This is a genomic window from Capnocytophaga sp. oral taxon 326 str. F0382 (genome assembly GCF_000318295.1).
Taxonomy (GTDB): Bacteria; Bacteroidota; Bacteroidia; order Flavobacteriales; family Flavobacteriaceae; genus Capnocytophaga; species Capnocytophaga periodontitidis.
In genome coordinates, this window is sequence record NZ_KB291398.1 from 14,762 (window position 1) to 33,177 (window position 18,416).

Below are 18,416 nucleotides of genomic sequence, written 5' to 3' on the forward strand. Positions count from 1 at the left end.
AATAAAAAAGAAAGGTAATCACGGAAGTAAGTTCTTACCTAAAGAGAAATGAAGTAACTTCCGTTTGACCTTTCTTTATTAAATTATGAACACAGATTTTTATTCTTCGGTAGGAGGTGTTACTTCCTCAGTAGCATCGGTCTCGTCATCGTCTTCTTTCATTACTTTGGTAACGGCAGCAATAGAGTCTTTACCTTTGATGTTGATGAGTTTTACACCTTGAGTAGCACGCCCAGAGATTCGCAGTGTGTCGATGGAGAGGCGTATTGCAATACCTGATTTGTTGATAATCATTAAGTCTTCGCCTTCCAAAACACTCTTGATAGCAACTAACTGACCTGTTTTCTCAGTAATAGAAATAGTTTTTACCCCTTTACCTCCACGGTTAGTAATACGATAAACTGCTTCGTGTGTTTCGGGGTCATCGATGTATGAACGTTTTCCATAACCGTTTTCAGAGACAACTAATACGGTTTCTTCACGTGGGTTTTCGATAGCTATCATACCTACTACTTCATCGTTTTCAATGTTGAGGTCGATACCACGTACTCCCTGAGAATTACGCCCTACAGCACGTACTTTGTCTTCTCCAAAACGTATTGCACGACCTGATTTCACTGCTAACATCAGCTGGCTACTACCTGAGGTAAGTTTAGCTTCGATAAGCTCGTCGCCTTCTTTAATAGTAATGGCATTGATACCATTCTGACGTGGGCGGGAGTATTCTTTGAGCAAGGTTTTCTTTACAGTACCTTGTTTGGTAGCCATAATGAGGTAGTTGTTATTGATATACTCTTCATCTTTGAGATTTTGAACGCTCACAAAGGCTTTAATTTTGTCGTCTTGTTCTATATTGATAAGATTTTGTACAGCACGACCTTTGGCAGTTTTGCTACCTTCAGGAATTTCGTAGACGCGCATCCAGAAACATTTACCTTTCTGGGTAAAGAACAATAGATATTGGTGATTAGAGCTTACAAATAGGTGTTCTAAGAAATCTTGGTCGCGAGTGGTAGAGGCTTTTTGACCTACCCCTCCCCTACTTTGTGTTTTATACTCACTGAGGGAAGTACGTTTGATATAACCTGCGTGAGAAATGGTAATGACCATTTTATCATCGGGGATCATATCTTCTACACTAAACTCGCCTCCTGCATACTCAATAGTAGAGCGACGTGCATCGCCGTATTTTTCTTTTATTTCAAGAAGTTCTTCTTTGATAATTTCAGTTCGACGTTCTTTACGAGCTAAGATATCTTCTAAATCACGTATTTCGGCTAACTTTTGTTCGTATTCTTCTTTAGTTTGCAATATTAACGCTTTGTTGATACGGCGTAGAGCTAAGGCTAAGATAGCTTCGGCTTGAATATCTGTAAGATCAAATTCAGCTATCAAATCTTCTTTAGGTTTATCGTGAAAACGGATGATTTCAATAGCTTTACCCATTGTATCTTCGGTAGCCATCACTTTCATAAAACCTTCCAAGATATGGATACGTTCTTTAGCTTTACGCAACTCGTAATCAGTGCGACGATATACCACATCGTGACGATGTTCTACAAAGTGATAAATAAGCTCTTTAAGGTTTAATAGCTGAGGGCGACCATTTACCAAAGCAATGTTATTCACACTAAAGGAAGTTTGTAATTCAGTATGTTTAAACAAGTTGTTTAGTACTACATTAGGTACAGCATCACGCTTTAGGATATAAACAATACGAATCTTACCACGAGCTGATTCATCGCGTACATCAGTAATACCCTCTAACTTACCTTCTTTTACTAAATCGGAGGTTTTTTTCAGTAAGATAGATGTATCTACTTGATAAGGTACTTCGGTAACGACTATACATTCTTTGCCTCTTACCTCTTGAAATTCAGCTTTAGCACGTACAATCACACGACCACGTCCTGTTTTAAAAGCCTCTTTTACTCCTTCATAACCATAGATAATACCACCTGTAGGGAAATCAGGAGCTTTGATATATTTGATAAGTTCATCTATTTCAATATCATTATTATCAATATAAGCGATGGTACCATCAATTACTTCACTAAGGTTATGAGGAGCCATATTAGTAGCCATACCCACAGCGATACCCGCAGAACCATTCACTAATAAATTAGGAATGCGGGTAGGGAGTACGATAGGTTCTTCACGAGAATCATCATAAGTAAGTTGGTGGTCAACAGTCTCTTTATCGATATCAATAAGCATATCTTCTGAGAATTTGCGCATACGGGCTTCGGTATAACGCATTGCGGCAGGTGGGTCACCTCCCATAGAACCAAAGTTACCTTGCCCATCAACGAGCATATAGCGCAAACTCCAGTACTGAGCCATACGCACCATAGTATCATACACAGCGGTATCGCCGTGAGGGTGGTATTTACCTAGTACTTCCCCAACAATGGCAGCTGATTTTTTATAGGGACGATTGCTGAGTACGCCCATATCGAACATACCATAGAGCACGCGACGGTGAACAGGTTTCAACCCATCACGAACATCGGGTAGTGCGCGCGAAACGATTACTGACATCGAATAATCGATGTAAGCAGATTTCATCTCTTCGCTGATATCAACAGGAATCAATTTTTCTCCTTCTGTCATAATTATTTACTATATAAAAGTAAGGTTTTTATTACAATTAGCGGGCTAAGATACAAAGTTTTTTTGAGATAGCAATAAAAAAAGTTGATGTTTTTTTTCTATTTTTTTTAAGTTTTTGATATTCAATATGTAATTGATAATTGTCTATTAGCAATTAGCTAAAATATTTTGGCAAATTGGATGGAAGTTAAATGGCTATTTCTGCAGAATATACAAAGAAAAATGAGGTTCTGTTTTGAAATAGATAATAGCCTGATTTACAAGAGTGGTTATTTTTTTACACTTTAAAAATCAGTTAATTAAAAACGTTTTCTAAAAAATAATTCTTTTTTTTCTTGGCGTATTCAAAAAAACGCGTACTTTTGCAAAATAAAAGAACATAAAACAATAATTTATGGCAACATTTATTAATTACACAATTATTATTATCTATTGTACAGCTTTGATAGGCATTTTTTTATATAGTCTTTCAATGCTTAGTTTGCTGCTGAACTATTTAAAACACCGCAAACAAAATGACGAGTCTCCTAAGTTCAACCTTCTTGACCCAAAAGAGATACCCTACGTAACCATCCAACTACCACTTTACAATGAAAAGTATGTAGTACCTCGTTTACTTGAAAACATTGCTAAACTTGAGTATCCGCGCACCAAACTTGAAATACAAGTGCTTGATGACTCTACTGACGAATCGGTAGCTGAAACCGCTGAAATTATTAGAAATTTACAAGCTACAGGGTTAGATATTCAGCATATACGACGTGAAAATCGTCAAGGTTTCAAAGCAGGAGCCCTAAAAGAAGGGTTAGCTATCGCTAAAGGTGATTTTATAGCTATCTTTGATGCTGACTTTTTACCACAACCTGACTGGCTTAAACGTACTGTAATATACTTCAAAGACCCTGAAATAGGGGTAGTACAAACCCGTTGGGGACATATCAATCGTAATTACTCTATCCTTACTAAAATACAAGCCCTTGCTCTTGATGTTCACTTCACTCTTGAACAAGTAGGGCGTAACTCTAAAGGCTATTTTATCAATTTCAATGGTACTGCAGGTATTTGGCGCAAAGCTTGTATATACGATGCAGGCAATTGGGAAGGCGATACACTTACCGAAGACCTAGACCTTAGCTATCGCGCTCAGTTAAAAAATTGGAAGTTTAAATATTTGGAAGATGTAGAAACTCCTGCAGAACTTCCTGTAGTTATTTCGGCAGCGCGCTCACAACAATTCCGTTGGAACAAAGGAGGAGCTGAAAACTTCCGCAAAAGTGTAGGTCGTTTACTCGCTGCTAAAAATATTGGATGGAAAACTAAATTTCACGGAGTAATGCACCTCTTGAACAGCTCAATGTTTTTATGGGTGTTTATCACTGCCATTTTCAGTATCCCAATGTTATACCTCAAAAATCAATACGGTCATTTAGGATGGATATTTCACTTCACTAGTTTCTTTATAACAAGTACTATTATTTTGTTTATCTGCTATTGGTTTACTTATAAGAACTTACAAGGGAAGACTTTTGATGACTTTTTGAACTATGTAAAGCTATTCTTTACATTCTTCTCAGTGGCTTTAGGATTTTCTTTCCACAATACTATTGCTGTACTTGAAGGACATAGTGGCAAACGCAGCGAGTTTGTACGTACCCCTAAGTTCAACATCAGTTCGCTAAGTGATAGCTGGAAAAACAATAAATATATCAACACTAAACTATCACCTAATATGATAGTAGAGTTTTTACTAATGTTGTACTTTGCTTTTGGATTATATAGTGCTGTTCGTCTCAATGATTTTGGGATGTTTCCATTCCACTGTATGCTTACTTTAGGTTTTGGATTTGTATTTTTCAAATCGCTTACCTCAAAAGCTTAATTAGTATTAGTATATTTGTAAATTAGCAAATGAATGGAATGTATAAAATAAAGGGTTGTCTTGAATCATAGGCAACCCTTTTATCTTTTCTCTTACCTAAAACAATGAACTTAGAAACTTTCAGAGACTTTTGCTTGTCCTTACCACATACTACTGAAGATATGCCTTTCGGCGAGGACATATTGGTTTTTCGCATTTGTGGGAGGATATTCGTGCTTACGAATTTAGAAAGTGTCCCTTTGAGGGCAAGTCTCAAATGCAACCCTGATCGCGCTTTGGAGCTTCGTGAGCAATACCCTGAAAAGATTGTAGCAGGCTATCACTTAAACAAAAAACTTTGGAATACAGTTTTGGTAGAGAGCCTCCCTCCTACTCTTATTGAAGAAATGGTACAACATTCTTACGAAGAAGTACTCGCCAAAGTACCTAAAAAAGAGAAAGAACTTATAACAAATCAATAGTATGAGACAAAAATTTACTTTGATTACTTTGGGCGTTCGCGATTTTCAGAAAGCCCTTAGCTTCTACGAAGGCTTAGGTTGGCAAAAATCAGATAAAAGTATGGACGACTATGCTCTTTTCCCTTTGGGAGGCATCGTATTGGGGCTTTACCCCTTAGAAGAACTTTCAGAAGATACTACTTTGCCTTATGAGCCAAGTTCGTTTGCAGGAATGACTATCAGCTACAATGCTACCTCGGAAGCGGAAGTAGACGCTGTATTAGCCAAAGTTAAAGAATTAGGAGCAACTATAATAAAACCTGCTCAAAAAGTATTTTGGGGTGGCTATAGCGGTTACTTTAAAGATTTAGACGGTTATGTGTTTGAAGTCGCTTATAATCCTTTTTGGGAGTTCGATGAGAATAACAATCTTAAATTGTAGACAATGAAAACACGTATTACAGAACTTTTTAATATTCAATATCCTATCATTCAGGGAGGAATGATATGGGCAAGTGGTTGGCGATTAGCTTCAGCAGTGAGCAATGCAGGCGGTTTAGGACTATTGGGCGCAGGCTCTATGCACCCCGAAACCCTTGCAGAACACATACGTAAGTGTAAAGCGGCTACCGATAAACCTTTTGGAGTGAATATTCCTATTATGTACCCCGAAATGGATAAAGCTATTGAAGTGATTTTGCGTGAAGGGGTAAAGATTGTATTTACTTCGGCAGGAAATCCTGCTACCTATACGTCTTTATTGCAAAAAGAAGGCATAAAAGTAGCTCACGTAGTGAGCAGTAGTAAGTTTGCTCTTAAAGCCCAAGTTGCCGGCGTAGATGCTGTGGTAGCTGAGGGTTTTGAAGCTGGTGGTCACAACGGACGTGAGGAAACCAGCACAATGGTGCTCATTCCTGCTGTATGCAAAGTATTAGATATTCCTCTCATTGCTGCAGGGGGAATTGCTACAGGTAGCGGAATGCTTGCTGCTCTTGCCTTAGGTGCCGAAGGGGTACAGATAGGCAGTAGATTTGTTGCTACTACTGAAGCGTCTGTACACCCCGCTTTCAAAGAGAAGGTTGTAGCCGCTGGTGAAGGAGATACTGAACTTACCCTGAAAGAATTAGCCCCTGTGAGATTACTAAAGAATGGTTTTTATGAACAAGTAAAGGCATTATACAATACCCAACAAGCTACTGTAGAGAACCTTAAAGCCTTAGTAGGTAATCGTCGTACCAAACAAGGAATGTTTGAAGGAGATATGGAACAAGGTGAGCTTGAAATAGGACAAGCAGCTTCACTCATCACTAAAGTACAAAGTGTACAAGAAGTTATTGATGAGATTATAACAGAGTATCACAAAGGTATAGAAAGACTTACAGCTTTAAAATAAAACAATGGAACGAATAGAAATTTACACTAGCAAAAAGAAAAACATTTTTCTACTATTCTTAACCATTATTTTCTTCGCAATAGGCTTATTTTGTTTTCTAAATGCCAATGGATTATCTAAAGACGGCAAAAGAAGCATTGTTTTTATAGAAGCTATAGGTATTATCGTTGTAGTTTTTGCTTTAACAGCTCTATTTTTTATCATAAAAAACTTGCTAAACAATCAATGGGTACTTGCTATAGATGAAAAAGCCCTACATATAAGAATACAAAAGTATTATCTTATTCCTTGGCAAGAAATAATAGGCTTTCAAGAATTAGAGATCAAAGGGAATAAGAGTATTTTGATACAAGTGAGAAATCCAGAAACTCTTATTGCTAATGAAAAGAACTTTTTTGTAAAAAAGATGATGCAATGGAGTCAGAAAATGTATGGAGCTCCTATTAGTATTGCAAGTTCTACAATGAAAATCAGTCATAAAGAACTTGTTTCGCTACTTTTAGTAAGTTTTGCTACTTATAAAGATAAAAATTAGTAAGAATATGCACTTTAAAACTTTATGCAAAGTAATTATACTATTGTCATTTGTTATATTTGCAACTTGTATAGCATTCTTAGTTTATATACTTGGAGAAAAAGCTTATATTGATTGGTTAAAAGCTGATACAAACAAAGCTTGGGGGTGGGGTTTTACAGTGGGACTTATATTATTTTATGCCTTACCTTTATGTTTGCTTATCAGTAGCTTTTTATTCTTAAAAAAAACAATCTTATTTTGGATTCCTTATATTATATTGTTGATTTATGCTATTGATGAAAGTTTTATAGGTAGTTGGACTCACCCTTTACGTGGAACTTTATTATTATTATCCATAAATGCTGGGTATTTATCTTCATACATTTGTCTTTACTTTTATCAAAAGAAAAATAGTAAGAAAAAAAGAGATTGATTTATAAGTATTTACTTTTATTTGCAGAAAATGCAACAAAAAAAGTATTAAAAAATTTGGAAGATTATAGTAAATAATTGTATATTTGCACTCGGAAAATATATTTATATCACTATAATTGCGGGAGTAGCTCAGTTGGTAGAGCGTCAGCCTTCCAAGCTGAATGTCGCGAGTTCGAACCTCGTCTCCCGCTCTATAAAAAAGCCTGATAACAATATGTTATCAGGCTTTTTGTTTATCATTTCTAATTTTATTTTTACAACATTGTATATTTCCTGATCTTCATTGCCAATTCCCAAATGACAATTCCTGCACTTACAGAAATATTCAGAGAATGTTTAGTACCATATTGTGGGATTTCTATCACTTCATCAGAAGCTGAAACCACTTCTTGTTCCACTCCTTTTACCTCGTTGCCAAAGATAATAGCATATTTTTGATTTCTGTTAGGCTCAAAATCATTCAGCATTGTAGAATTTTCAGCTTGCTCAATACTAATAATATAGGCACCTTGCTCTTTTAGCTTTTCTACTGCCGAAAGTGTATTTTCTTCATATTCCCACGCTACACTATCAGTCGCACCCAAAGCTGTTTTATGAATCTCTTTGTTTGGAGGAGTGGCGGTAATCCCACAGAGGTATATCTTTTCAATTAAAAAAGCATCACAAGTGCGAAAAACAGAACCTATATTGTTCAAACTTCTCACATTATCCAAAATTACTATTAGAGGTGTCTTTTCTGCCTTCTTAAATTGCTCAATATCCAATCTATTGAGTTCATTATTCGCTAATTTACGCATATTACAGTCTGTTTACTTTATCTACTCCTTTGATGTTCTTAATATCTTGCATCAGTTTTTTTAAAGTAGCATTGTTGTTGATTGAAATAGAGACTTTTCCGCTGAATACATTACCTTCTGTATCTATATTAATATTGGTAAGTTTTACAAATTTGCTATCCAAAATCACTTTTGAGATATCACTGATGAGTCCATCGCGGTCAATACCACTAATTCTAAGACTCACTTTGAAATCTCTTTCATCAGATTTTACCCATTTGGCTTGAATGATACGATAAGCGTAATTCGATTGCATCGAAATAGCATTCGGACAAGTTTTTTTGTGTACCTTCACCCCTTCGTTGATAGTAACAAACCCAAAAATAGGATCACCAGGGATAGGATTGCAACATTTTGAAAAAGTATAGTCTAAAGATTCTTCTTCTTTACCAAACACAATGCTATCATAGTGAACGTTAGGCGAATAAACAGGTTCGTCGGTAGGTTTTTTAACTACTTTATTTTTGAATAAGCCAAAGAAAGACGTGCGATGAGATACAAACTCTTTCAGCATTTGGTTGCTGATTTCTCCCGTTCCTGCTTGATAGTAAATATCTAAACTCGTCTTTGTTTTGAAGTAACTCACTAGCTCATTCATTACTTCTTCATTAAGAGTAACCTTCAATTGCTTTAATTTTCGAACTAAAATCTCTTTTCCTTCAGCAGCAACAGCTTTTGTTTCTTCTTTTAAAGCATTTTTTATCTTACTACGTGCTTTAGCAGTTGTAGCATAGTTTAGCCAGTTCTTAGTGGGTTTTGCATTTTCAGCAGTGATAATTTCTACTGTTTCACCGCTCTTTAATACATAGTTTAAGGGCACTAATTTATTGTTTACTTTGGCTCCACGTGTTTTTAAACCCACTCCTGTATGTATTGAAAAAGCAAAATCAAGTGGTGTAGCACCTTTCGGGAGAGATTTTATCTCACCATTAGGGGTAAAGACGAAAATCTCTTTAGAATACAAGTTGAGTTTGAAATCTTCTACAAAGTCTACAGCATTTGCCTCGCTGTTTTCAAAGACTTCTTGCAACCTATTAAGCCACATTTCGATGCCTTCTTCTTTTTGATCGCCGTGTTTATATTTAAAATGGGCTGCATAACCTTTTTCGGCGATTTCGTGCATACGTTCGCTGCGTATTTGCACCTCTACCCATTTGCCTTTTGGCCCCATTACGGTAATGTGTAAGGCTTCATAACCTGTAGATTTAGGTGAGGAAATCCAATCACGCAATCGGGTGGGATTAGGACGGAAGTGGTCAGTAACAATAGAGTATATTTTCCAAGCCAAAAACTTTTCTTCAGCTGGTTCACTTTTATAGATGATGCGAATCGCAAATTTATCGTAAACTTCTTCAAAACTCACACCTTGCGATTCCATTTTTCTGTAAATAGAATAGATTGATTTGGGTCGCCCTTTGATGTAATAATCAATTTTTTGTTGCGTTAAAGAGGTTTCTACGATTTTAGTAAACGCTTCAATATATTCCTGTTGTTCTTCTTTGGATTCCTCCATTTTGTTTAGGATACTATTGTAGCGTTCGGGGTCAGTATATTTAAGGGCGAGGTCTTCTAATTCTGTTTTGATGTTATACAAGCCAATGCGGTGAGCAATAGGTGCATAAATATAGAGTGTTTCCGAAGCTATTTTGGCTTGTTTATAGTCTGCCATCGAATCCATCGTTTGCATATTGTGGAGTCTGTCAGCAATTTTTATGAGAATCACGCGCACATCGTCATTCATTGTAAGAAGGAGCTTTCGGAAGTTCTCGGCTTGTAAAGAGATGTCATTTTCACGGCTCATACTCGAAATTTTGGTAAGTCCTTCTACAATATGAGCTACAGTTTTACCAAAAAGCCGTTCCATATCTTCAATCGTATAGTCGGTATCTTCTACTACATCATGTAACAAAGCCGACGCAATGGCTATAGCGTCTAATCCTATTTGTGAAGCAACAATTTTAGCTACGGCAATAGGGTGAAAAATATAAGGCTCCCCACTTTTTCGGCGTTGGTTTTTGTGCGCATCAACAGCGGTGTCAAACGCCAAGCGAATGAGTTTTTTATCTTCATCACTCAAGGTTTGATAACTAATACGCAAGAGTTCTTTATACTCGCGGGCAATGGCTTTGTTTTCTTCTTCTAAGTCGGTGTTTGTTTCCATAAATAAAAATGAATGTAGAAAAATCTAACTTTAGCAAAATTTAGAACTTTACTGAAGTTTTAGAACTATTTTTTATTTAATAGTAGCCGATAATTTACGGAGCTTGATAGCCGTAAGGATTTTTTTAGTATACAATGGGAAGTCGGCACCGAGAAGCCAACCAAAATATCCTGGCTCTTCATCAAAAATATCTTCTACACGTTTGCCTTTGTGTTTCCCAAAGGTAAAGATTTCCTCACCTTTGTCATTATAGCCAATAAACCCAGCAAAGTCGGCTATTTGTTTGCGATAAGTAAACTCGCTGAGCTTTTTGATGTTGTTCTCTAAGCTATCATAACGGTCAAGCTGGGCTTTGAGGATTTCATAAGTGGCATTAGTATCTGCTGAAGCTGTATGCGCATCAATAAGATCTTTACCACAATAGAACTTATAGGCTGCCGAGAGAGTGCGCTGTTCCATTTTGTGAAAAATAGTTTGTACATCTACTGATACGCGGTTCCCCAAATCAAAATCTACTTCAGCACGCAGCATTTCTTCGGCAAGCAAAGGAATATCAAATCGGTCGGAATTGTAGCCAGCAAGGTCAGAATCTTTTATCATATTATGGATTTGCTTGGCAAGCTCTTTAAAAGTGGGTTCCCCCGCAACGCGTTCATCGGTAATGCCGTGCACATCTGAGGCAGCTTTTGGGATAGGAATAGTAGGGTTTACGAGCCACGTTTTACTTTCCTTATTGCCATTGGGGTAGACTTTTAAAATAGATATTTCAACGATACGGTCTTTGGTAATATCAATGCCCGTAGTTTCAAGGTCAAAAAAACAAATAGGTTTTGATAGTTTTAGTTCCACGATTTTAGTGAATAGTTAAAAGTGAATAATTTTAAAAATGGTAATTATTAATTTTCTATTTGAGCAGAGAGTCCAGCATCAAGAAGCGCGGTGCAAAGAGGTTCTAGATATTCATAACTTCCTGTTTTTACATCGCATTTTCCCTTGAAATGCACAATAATAGCACATTGCTCGGCTTGCTCAAAAGTGTGATGACAAACCTCTACTAAGGTATCAATAACGTGGTCGAAAGTATTGACATCATCATTGTATAAAATGAGATGACATTCATCATCTATAAGCTCCATCACGTCTTCCTCAGCAAAGGTTTCTTCTTGGTAATTATTTTGTAACATAATTTGCTTTTATAATGATACAAAAGTATGGTAAATAAATGAATTGTGCAAATGTTTACTTTAATATTTCTTATTGCAAAGCATTTGTTATCTAAACGATACAACATTTGGTAATCGTTGAGAAAAACTATGCAATCTAAAATCGTCGTTGGTAATCCCTGTAAATTTAAAAATATTCCTACCCGTTCCAGGTATATTAGGGTAATACCCAAATGAAAACTCTATAGCGCCAAAGGGTAAGTAGTCATTAGATATATAGAACCCTAAAGATACTTTAGAATAGACTTCAGTTTTTAAAAAAGCTGTATTATTTCTACCTATAAAACCTGCATCGGCTGATAGGAATGGGCTGAACCTAAAACCTAATAACTGAAAAGGTGCATAAACTTGTGTTTGAGAAGTAAAAATTAGTTTACGTGTGCCATATACTTCACTACTATTGAAACCTAAAATACCATTAGAATCATTTAAGTTGATATTATTGCGCTGGTATATACTTCCATTGAATCCTATTACGAATGAAGAGCGTAAAAACTGACGAAAATGCCAATCGCCTATTGTAAATAACTTAGTAAAATAGGTGCCTTGTCCTCGTAGAATAGTTTCTTTACTATTACCATTTTCAAAAAAAGATCCTACTTCAAAATTTATAGAGTGATAGCCCTTTCTGTTATAGTTTGCTGAGGTAAATCCAATTCCAAGATATGGTAATGTTGCCTTATTTTTCCATAAAATACCTGAAGTGAGAAATACAGAATGTCCTATCCCTACATCCTCAATATCGCCATTGCGAAAAATATAACGTTCTTTTATGAATCCTGTACTATTTAAGCTAAATTGAGTGAGATATAAATTTTCATTGCTGTAATATTGTTTTGGATCTATATCTAAAGAAGGTTTTTCGTAATAACTGATATTGCGAAATCTTGCTGCTGCAATAAAATTGTGAATGAGTTTAGAATCTCCTTTTTTAATAGGTTTTACCCAACTACCAAAAGCATCAAAAGTTCGCGTCATTAACGTAGGGGTATAAACAGAATCGCGATACCTAATACCTTCATCTTTAAAACGATTCTCATAATACCCTAAACGTCCCGACCAACGTGCTAAAGGTGAATAGAGAGGTCGTTCTACTTGTATATTTTTTGAAAACTCATTCTCATAATCAGAATAATAACCTGTTCGTACATTGATATAAGAATTTCTGATATTTCTCACTACATAATTGAATCCTTTACCATTATTTCCAATTCCTGAAAAGTATTGTTGATAAGTAAGTGAAAGTTCGTGTCCTATCCCGAAGAGATTCTGCTCAGTAAGCCTTGTCCAGCCTCTATTGCCTGCTAAATCTCCATCAAAGTACATCGACCAACTATCAAGCACATTTACTTGTACATCTATGGAATCGGAAGTTCCCTCCACAGACGTTGCTTTCACTTGTGCTCTACGAATATACCGTTGATTACGCAATATACGTTCGGTTTCACTCAGTAGAAGAGTGTCTAAAGGTTTGTCCTTTTTAAACAAAAGCATCCTACGCACTGTACTCTCACGGGTTTTTATATGTAAAGCATTGCCATAACGTTCTAACCGAGTACGAGGAGATTTGCTCAAATCTCTTTCATCAAAACCAAAAGGATCTAAGGTAGTAATAACAATGTTTCTAATGATTTTCCCTTGATAAGAAGAAGTTTTCTTAGGGGTAATAATTGTAGTAGATGTAACAGTAAATATACTTATTCCTTCAGGAGCTTTTTTTTCTTCAATAACAATAAGTTCATTTAAGTTCTTAGTGAGTTTATATTTTCCAAAAAAGTTTTTTATTTTTTTATAAAATGCTCTGTTTTTCATTTCTCTTTGAGGAGAAATGCCTTGTGGTAGAGAATCTTTTCCTCTTAAAGTATCTATTTCTTGAGAAAGAAGATAATTCATTCCCAAGAGAAAGAGTGCTATAAGAGTAAAGGTTTTTCTCATTTCCTTTTTTGCTGAAAAAATTGCTTTAATAAAGTTGTAGCTTCTTCAGATAAAATACCCGTAACAACCTCTGTTTTAGGATGTAATTTACCTCCTATTGCTTTGAAACCTCTATGAGGGTCATCAGCAGCATAAACTAATCGCGATAACTGGCTCCAATACAGAGCTCCTGCACACATTGCACAAGGCTCTAAAGTGATATACATAGTACAATCTGTGAGATATTTACCCCCCAGATAGTGAGCAGCCATAGTTATGGCCTGCATTTCGGCATGTGCAGTTACATCTTTTAGGCGTTCAGTAAGATTATGTGCCTTAGCTATAATTCTATTGTCAATTGTTATAATAGCTCCTACAGGGATTTCGTCCTCTTCAAAAGCGATTTGAGCTTCCTCCAAAGCTTTTTGCATAAAGTACTCGTCAGTATTCATCTGAAATAAAAATTACTTTGGCAAAGTACAAAAACTCTGCCAAAGTAATAAGATTTTAGTGTATGAGAATTATTATTTGTTTCCTCCAAAGAGGTTACCTATACCTCCCATTATATCATCCATTACATTGCCATCTTTATTCTTGTCAAAGAAAGAAGTAATCATTTCACCAATATTACCACCTTTACCTGAGAAAAAGTTAGAAATCATTGGGGTTAAATTCTCAAAAATTTTACTCACACCATCTAATGAAACGCCTGTTTTCTCACTGATAGCGTTCAAAGTAGACGATTTACCATCGCCAGTGAGTTTGTTTAGGATATCATTGCCTTCAGCATTGCCAAACATAGATTTTAATGAATCTACTACAGAGCTTACTTTATCAGCACCAATACCTGTTTTCTCGCTCAATCCTTTCACGAGTTGTTGGAGGTTATCACCTCCTAAAAAATCTAAAATTCCTGCCATAGTATAAATTATTTTAATAAGGTTGCAATTTGTGAAGCTAATTCAAAACCTATACGGTTTTGAGCTTCGTTAGTAGACGCCCCTATGTGTGGGGTGAGTGATATTTGAGGATGCATTAGTACTTGTATAGCGGGATTAGGTTCGTTCTCAAACACATCTAAACCTGCAAAAGCTACCTTGCCGTGCTCCAAGGCTTCTATAAGAGCTACCTCATTTAAGGCACCTCCTCTTGCCAAGTTTATTACACCTACCCCTTCTTTCATCAGGTTAAATTCAGGAGTGTCAAGCACATAACCTCCTTGAGCTGGACTATTATTGAGGGTGATAAAATCAGATTCCATCAATAAACGCTCTTTTTCTACCGTTTTGATGGTGAATGGTAAGGTTTGCCCATTGAAAAAATCAAGTGTTACTATTGCCTCTTTTACTTTAGGGTCATAAGCTAATACATTCATTCCTAACCCTATAGCAATACGAGCTACTGCTTGCCCACTACGTCCAAAACCTATAATACCTATGGTTTTACCACGCAGTTCAGCACCATTGGTATAGTTTTTTTTCAGTTCGTTGAACTGAGTATCACCTTCTAAAGGCATATTGCGGTTAGCATCGTGCAAAAAGCGCACTCCAGTAAAAAGGTGGGCAAATACGAGTTCTGCTACCGAGTTAGCTGAAGAAGCAGGAGTATTGATTACGTGTAGATTTTTGCTTTGAGCATAATCTACATCTATGTTGTCCATACCTACTCCTCCCCTACCGATGAGCTTCAGTGAAGAACAACCATCGATAATATCCTTGCGCACTTGAGTAGCTGAACGCACTAAAAGTACATCAATGGCGTGTTTGTTTATATAATCTATCAATTGGTTTTGAGCTACTTTTGTAGTGATTACCTCAAACCCTTCTTTCTCTAATGCTTCTTTTCCTGAATCGGAAATACCATCATTTGCTAATATTTTTATTGCCATTATTATCTGTCTATTTAAATATACTATATTTTTATTTATTTTTTATTCTTCGCTTTTTACTCTTCTTTGTACTACTTCAAAGATACGTTCACCATCACATTTTAATGTTTTAGATGGAAATTTAAGAATAAGAGCATAGTCGTGAGTTGCCATTAGTATAGTGCGCCCTGAGGCATTAATTTCCTTGAGTACTTGCATTACTTCAACGCTGGTTTCAGGGTCTAAATTACCTGTAGGCTCATCGGCTAAAATAAGTTCTGGATTGTTCAATAAGGCACGTGCAATAGCTACCCTTTGTTGTTCACCTCCTGAGAGTTCGTGAGGAAATTTAAATCCTGCATTCTGCATTTTTACCTTGGCGAGTACTTCCTCAATACGTTTATCTATTTTGGTTTTGTCTGTCCACCCTGTAGCTTTTAGAACAAAAGCGAGATTATCATATACACTTCTATCCGTAAGCAGTTTAAAATCTTGGAATACTACTCCTAACTTACGACGAAGCAGAGGAATTTCATCTTCTGTAAGATTTTTAAGATTAAAACCTACTACTTTTCCTTGTCCTTTAGTAAGGGGTAAATCACCATAAAGTAACTTGATTAAGCTACTTTTTCCTGAGCCTGTCTTACCAATGAGATATACTAATTCTCCTTTTCCAACAGTGAGATTCACATTGGATAAAATAAGATTATTTTTCTGATATACAGATACTTCTTTTAAATGTAATACTGGATTTTCCATTGATATAAATACTGAAAGTTGTGTGTTTTACTTTAAAAAATTCCTGCAAAGGTAGTAAAATTATTTAGATAACAGAAATATAAGCACACTTTTATTCATCAAAAACTAAAGCACGATCTGCTTGACTGTATGCCCAAGGAGCTCCATTATTTTCTATATTACTCATCATTACATTGAGTTCGGCAGGAGCTGCTGATTGTTCCATTACTAAATATTGTCTCATATCCATAATAATAGATAGTGGGTTAATTCCTACAGGACAGACTTCTACACAAGCATTACAAGTAGTGCAAGCCCATAATTCTTCAGGAGTAATATAATCACCTAACAATTGTTTGCCGTCAGGTTGAAAAGTGTCGTGCTTGTCGATATTGCGACCTATTTCTTCTAATCGGTCACGAGTTTTCATCATAATAGCGCGAGGAGAAAGTTTTTTACCTGTGAGATTCGCTGGACACTCATCAGTACAACGCCCACACTCGGTGCAAGTATAAGCATTCATCAGTTGTATCCACGTAAGATCGGTTACGTCCGAAGCTCCAAACTTATCTGGAGGGTTAGTATCTTGAGGCGTTGCAAAAGAATTGGTATTAGGGTCTAACATTAGTTTCACCTCTTGTGTTACCACAGGGTTTACCTTAGAGGTGCCTAACGGACGCACAGAAGCAAAATAAGTATTAGGAAATGCTAATAGAATATGTAGGTGTTTAGAATAATATAAGTAGTTTAAAAAACACAATATCCCAATGATATGTAACCACCAACAACTGCGTTCTATGATAATAAGAGTTCCTACAGAAACATTTTGTAATAATGGGTGTAGCCATTGGCTTATGGGGAAAGTTCCTGCTTGTATATAATGAGGTAGTTGCAGTGCTTGTAATTGGGCATCGGCAGCATTCATCAGCAAGAAAAGGCTCATCATCACCATTTCGGCATAGAGGATATTACTTGCATCTTTTTTAGCCCAACCTTTGAGTTCTGTTTTGTGAAATCGAGGTATTTTTAGGATATGTCTTCTTATCCAAAACACAATTACTGAAACAATTACTAAAAGAGCTAATATCTCAAAAGAAGCTATCAGAAAATTATAAAATTTTCCTAAAGGAGCAAATACTCTATGAGTACCCAAAATACCGTCTATGAGAATTTCTAACAACTCAATATTGATAATCAAAAAACCTGCATATACAACAATATGTAGTATTCCTACTATGGGACGTACTAACATTTTTTGTTGTCCTAAGGCAAGCCATAACATATTTTTGAGTCGCTCTTTGTGATTACCAGAGGTATCTTCAGCTTTTCCTAAACGGATATTCCTAATAAGTTTGCGTATATTATAAATAAAAAAGCCTCCTCCTATACAGAGAAGTATTAAAAATACTATGTTAGGAAGGAAGCTCATTAATATGTTTATTCAGCTTTTTCTTCGTCGTTTGGTTCGTATACTTTAGCTTTTTTACCAAAAACAGAGAAGTGAAGATAACGTTTAGGATTCAAACGCAAATCTTGTAATAGTAGTTCAAGATGTTTAGCCGATTTATCCAAATCTTTATAGAGAGCCTCATCTTTTAGTAGTTTACCAATAGTGCCTTTACCTCCTTCTACATCAGCTAAAAGAGTGTTGAGATTAGTAAGTGTAGTTTGAGCATTAGTGATTACTTTGTTGAGCTCAGCTTCCGAAAGCTGTCCTGATACTTTTGATAAATCGGTAGTGATTTTATTAGCATTGGTTAAAGTAGTATTCAAATTAGTTTGATTAGCAATTAACATTTTGTTGAGAGTAGCTGAGGCTTGATTGAGATTGCGCATAGTTGCACTGAGTTCAGTTATTGCATTTTTCAAATCGTTAGTAGTTTTAGCATCTAAAATACTATTAACTCCTGTAAGGGTAGTATCAGCTTGCCCTAAAAGGTGATTGAGTTTATCTTGTGTAGGTTTGATTGACGATGAGAGAGAAGCTAACATATCTTCTTGTACACGTGCTTCTAATACATCACCTGATACAGCTGCGGGTGCGTTATCAAAAGCAGGAATAATTTGTAATCCTGCTCCTCCAAGTAAACTATTGTAGAGTTCAGCTACACTATTTTTAGAGAATTTGAAATCATCTGAACACTCCATAGTAATTTTTATCTTAGCACTTTTTTCTTCTAAGTCTACCGCTTCTACGCTTCCCACTTTCACTCCATTCACAGTGATTTGTGTACCAGTTTTCAATCCACCTGAATGAGGAAAATAAGCGTAATAAGTATTCGTTTTATTAAATAATGACTTAGACTTCAAAAAGTTGAAGCCTACATAGAAAGCGACAATACCCGCTACTACTATAATTGCTGTTTTTATTTCTCTGGATAATTTCATTTGTTTCTATTT

Annotated in this window: 18 protein-coding genes and 1 tRNA gene; 7 read left to right on the forward strand and 12 right to left on the reverse strand. The window is 36.0% G+C overall.

Features of this window, described 5'->3' with window-relative positions:
- Positions 1-99: 99 nt before the first annotated feature.
- Positions 100-2,613: a DNA gyrase subunit A gene (gene gyrA, locus HMPREF9073_RS06105; RefSeq protein WP_009413113.1), complete on the reverse strand. Its 2,514-nt coding sequence runs from the start codon at positions 2,611-2,613 to the stop codon at positions 100-102.
- A 394-nt stretch (positions 2,614-3,007) separates the two neighbouring features.
- On the opposite strand from gyrA, the gene HMPREF9073_RS06110 reads away from it, so the two are divergent.
- The 7 genes from HMPREF9073_RS06110 (at position 3,008) to HMPREF9073_RS06140 (ending at position 7,468) form a co-directional block, all read left to right on the forward strand.
- Entirely contained in the window at positions 3,008-4,492 is a 1,485-nt protein-coding gene (locus HMPREF9073_RS06110; protein ID WP_034555524.1) for a cellulose synthase family protein, read from the forward strand.
- 104 nt (positions 4,493-4,596) lie between these two features.
- Entirely contained in the window at positions 4,597-4,953 is a 357-nt protein-coding gene (locus tag HMPREF9073_RS06115) for an MmcQ/YjbR family DNA-binding protein (RefSeq protein ID WP_009413115.1), read from the forward strand.
- 1 nt (position 4,954) lies between these two features.
- Entirely contained in the window at positions 4,955-5,374 is a 420-nt protein-coding gene (locus HMPREF9073_RS06120; protein WP_009413116.1) for a VOC family protein, read from the forward strand.
- A gap of 3 nt (positions 5,375-5,377) precedes the next feature.
- Complete coding sequence (locus HMPREF9073_RS06125; RefSeq protein ID WP_009413117.1) at positions 5,378-6,325, forward strand: nitronate monooxygenase family protein; 948 nt, start codon at positions 5,378-5,380, stop codon at positions 6,323-6,325.
- A 4-nt stretch (positions 6,326-6,329) separates the two neighbouring features.
- A complete protein-coding gene (locus tag HMPREF9073_RS06130; protein ID WP_009413118.1) occupies positions 6,330-6,860 on the forward strand; it encodes an STM3941 family protein in 531 nt (176 codons plus the stop codon).
- A 7-nt stretch (positions 6,861-6,867) separates the two neighbouring features.
- Complete coding sequence (locus HMPREF9073_RS06135) at positions 6,868-7,275, forward strand: hypothetical protein (protein WP_034555526.1); 408 nt, start codon at positions 6,868-6,870, stop codon at positions 7,273-7,275.
- A 120-nt stretch (positions 7,276-7,395) separates the two neighbouring features.
- Positions 7,396-7,468, forward strand: a tRNA-Gly gene (locus tag HMPREF9073_RS06140).
- A 63-nt stretch (positions 7,469-7,531) separates the two neighbouring features.
- Here HMPREF9073_RS06140 and HMPREF9073_RS06145 read toward each other — a convergent pair.
- From HMPREF9073_RS06145 to HMPREF9073_RS06195, 11 genes are all read right to left on the reverse strand, one after another.
- Positions 7,532-8,074, reverse strand: coding sequence for an RNA methyltransferase (locus HMPREF9073_RS06145; RefSeq protein ID WP_009413120.1), 543 nt, complete (start codon positions 8,072-8,074; stop codon positions 7,532-7,534).
- Between the two features lies 1 nt (position 8,075).
- Positions 8,076-10,274: a bifunctional (p)ppGpp synthetase/guanosine-3',5'-bis(diphosphate) 3'-pyrophosphohydrolase gene (locus HMPREF9073_RS06150; RefSeq protein WP_009413121.1), complete on the reverse strand. Its 2,199-nt coding sequence runs from the start codon at positions 10,272-10,274 to the stop codon at positions 8,076-8,078.
- Between the two features lie 72 nt (positions 10,275-10,346).
- Positions 10,347-11,123 (reverse strand): 3'-5' exonuclease, encoded by a 777-nt coding sequence (locus tag HMPREF9073_RS06155; RefSeq protein WP_002672676.1) that lies wholly within the window; start codon positions 11,121-11,123, stop codon positions 10,347-10,349.
- Between the two features lie 47 nt (positions 11,124-11,170).
- Positions 11,171-11,458 (reverse strand): ATP-dependent Clp protease adaptor ClpS, encoded by a 288-nt coding sequence (locus HMPREF9073_RS06160; RefSeq protein WP_009413122.1) that lies wholly within the window; start codon positions 11,456-11,458, stop codon positions 11,171-11,173.
- A gap of 87 nt (positions 11,459-11,545) precedes the next feature.
- A complete protein-coding gene (locus HMPREF9073_RS06165; RefSeq protein ID WP_009413123.1) occupies positions 11,546-13,432 on the reverse strand; it encodes a hypothetical protein in 1,887 nt (628 codons plus the stop codon).
- A complete protein-coding gene (locus tag HMPREF9073_RS06170; RefSeq protein WP_009413124.1) occupies positions 13,429-13,863 on the reverse strand; it encodes a nucleoside deaminase in 435 nt (144 codons plus the stop codon). The genes HMPREF9073_RS06165 and HMPREF9073_RS06170 overlap by 4 nt, the downstream gene beginning before the upstream one ends.
- Before the next feature lie 72 nt (positions 13,864-13,935).
- Positions 13,936-14,331: a DUF937 domain-containing protein gene (locus HMPREF9073_RS06175; RefSeq protein WP_009413125.1), complete on the reverse strand. Its 396-nt coding sequence runs from the start codon at positions 14,329-14,331 to the stop codon at positions 13,936-13,938.
- Between the two features lie 8 nt (positions 14,332-14,339).
- Positions 14,340-15,299 (reverse strand): D-2-hydroxyacid dehydrogenase, encoded by a 960-nt coding sequence (locus HMPREF9073_RS06180; RefSeq protein WP_009413126.1) that lies wholly within the window; start codon positions 15,297-15,299, stop codon positions 14,340-14,342.
- Between the two features lie 42 nt (positions 15,300-15,341).
- Positions 15,342-16,037 carry a cell division ATP-binding protein FtsE gene (locus HMPREF9073_RS06185; RefSeq protein ID WP_009413127.1) on the reverse strand — a complete coding sequence of 232 codons (696 nt, stop codon included), beginning with the start codon at positions 16,035-16,037 and terminating at the stop codon, positions 15,342-15,344.
- A 91-nt stretch (positions 16,038-16,128) separates the two neighbouring features.
- Positions 16,129-17,445, reverse strand: coding sequence for a (Fe-S)-binding protein (locus tag HMPREF9073_RS06190; RefSeq protein WP_009413128.1), 1,317 nt, complete (start codon positions 17,443-17,445; stop codon positions 16,129-16,131).
- Positions 17,446-17,453: 8 nt separating this feature from the next.
- A complete protein-coding gene (locus tag HMPREF9073_RS06195; protein WP_009413129.1) occupies positions 17,454-18,404 on the reverse strand; it encodes an MlaD family protein in 951 nt (316 codons plus the stop codon).
- Positions 18,405-18,416 lie beyond the last annotated feature (12 nt).

Excerpts from the sequence above, each read along its gene's own strand:
- gyrA (WP_009413113.1), bottom strand. The coding sequence starts at position 2,613 with ATGACAGAAGGAGAAAAATTGATTCCTGTTGATATCAGCGAAGAGATG.
- HMPREF9073_RS06110 (WP_034555524.1), top strand. The coding sequence starts at position 3,008 with ATGGCAACATTTATTAATTACACAATTATTATTATCTATTGTACAGCT.
- HMPREF9073_RS06115 (WP_009413115.1), top strand. The coding sequence starts at position 4,597 with ATGAACTTAGAAACTTTCAGAGACTTTTGCTTGTCCTTACCACATACT.
- HMPREF9073_RS06120 (WP_009413116.1), top strand. The coding sequence starts at position 4,955 with ATGAGACAAAAATTTACTTTGATTACTTTGGGCGTTCGCGATTTTCAG.
- HMPREF9073_RS06125 (WP_009413117.1), top strand. The coding sequence starts at position 5,378 with ATGAAAACACGTATTACAGAACTTTTTAATATTCAATATCCTATCATT.
- HMPREF9073_RS06130 (WP_009413118.1), top strand. The coding sequence starts at position 6,330 with ATGGAACGAATAGAAATTTACACTAGCAAAAAGAAAAACATTTTTCTA.
- HMPREF9073_RS06135 (WP_034555526.1), top strand. The coding sequence starts at position 6,868 with ATGCACTTTAAAACTTTATGCAAAGTAATTATACTATTGTCATTTGTT.
- HMPREF9073_RS06145 (WP_009413120.1), bottom strand. The coding sequence starts at position 8,074 with ATGCGTAAATTAGCGAATAATGAACTCAATAGATTGGATATTGAGCAA.
- HMPREF9073_RS06150 (WP_009413121.1), bottom strand. The coding sequence starts at position 10,274 with ATGGAAACAAACACCGACTTAGAAGAAGAAAACAAAGCCATTGCCCGC.
- HMPREF9073_RS06160 (WP_009413122.1), bottom strand. The coding sequence starts at position 11,458 with ATGTTACAAAATAATTACCAAGAAGAAACCTTTGCTGAGGAAGACGTG.
- HMPREF9073_RS06165 (WP_009413123.1), bottom strand. The coding sequence starts at position 13,432 with ATGAGAAAAACCTTTACTCTTATAGCACTCTTTCTCTTGGGAATGAAT.
- HMPREF9073_RS06170 (WP_009413124.1), bottom strand. The coding sequence starts at position 13,863 with ATGAATACTGACGAGTACTTTATGCAAAAAGCTTTGGAGGAAGCTCAA.
- HMPREF9073_RS06175 (WP_009413125.1), bottom strand. The coding sequence starts at position 14,331 with ATGGCAGGAATTTTAGATTTTTTAGGAGGTGATAACCTCCAACAACTC.
- HMPREF9073_RS06180 (WP_009413126.1), bottom strand. The coding sequence starts at position 15,299 with ATGGCAATAAAAATATTAGCAAATGATGGTATTTCCGATTCAGGAAAA.
- HMPREF9073_RS06185 (WP_009413127.1), bottom strand. The coding sequence starts at position 16,037 with ATGGAAAATCCAGTATTACATTTAAAAGAAGTATCTGTATATCAGAAA.
- HMPREF9073_RS06190 (WP_009413128.1), bottom strand. The coding sequence starts at position 17,445 with ATGAGCTTCCTTCCTAACATAGTATTTTTAATACTTCTCTGTATAGGA.
- HMPREF9073_RS06195 (WP_009413129.1), bottom strand. The coding sequence starts at position 18,404 with ATGAAATTATCCAGAGAAATAAAAACAGCAATTATAGTAGTAGCGGGT.